The 511-nt window shown below is 73.0% G+C and carries 1 protein-coding gene; it reads right to left on the bottom strand.

Annotated elements, in window-relative coordinates; translation table 11 throughout:
* A partial coding sequence (locus tag NGF19_RS30450; RefSeq protein ID WP_289738560.1) for a ketoacyl-synthetase C-terminal extension domain-containing protein occupies nt 1–511 on the bottom strand: 511 nt, incomplete at both ends.

The raw sequence follows: 511 nt of genomic DNA on the forward strand, positions 1-511 counted from the left end.
GAACAGGAACGCCCGACCACCGGACACCGCGCTCCCGACGACCACACCCCCCTGCGGCTCCCCCGCCGCCAGCCCGGTCAGGCCGAGGCAGAGCGACGACGCGTCGTCCGCCACGACGACGGCGCGGTGGTTCAGCGCTGCTCGGCTCGTCGCCAGCGCATAGGCGAGGTCGGGCAGCGCCGGCTCATGTCGGTCGTCTGCGAACGCCAGCAGCCGCGCCGCCTGGGCCCGCACCGCATCGACGCTCCTGCCGGACAGCACGACCGGCATGGGCCCCGCGAACTCCGGCGACTGCTCGCCGCCCTGGCGAGCCTCCTCGATCCGAGCAGGCCCCTGCTCAAGGATGACGTGCGCGTTGGTGCCACTGATCCCGAACGACGACACACCAGCGCGGCGCGGACGATCCACCTCGGGCCAGGACATCCGCTCCGTCAGCAGACGCACACCACCCGCCGACCAGTCCACATGCGGCGACGGCTCGTCCACGTGCAACGTCGCCGGCAGCACCCCA

This window comes from Streptomyces macrolidinus (assembly GCF_023887685.1).
Lineage (GTDB): Bacteria > Actinomycetota > Actinomycetes > Streptomycetales > Streptomycetaceae > Streptomyces > Streptomyces macrolidinus.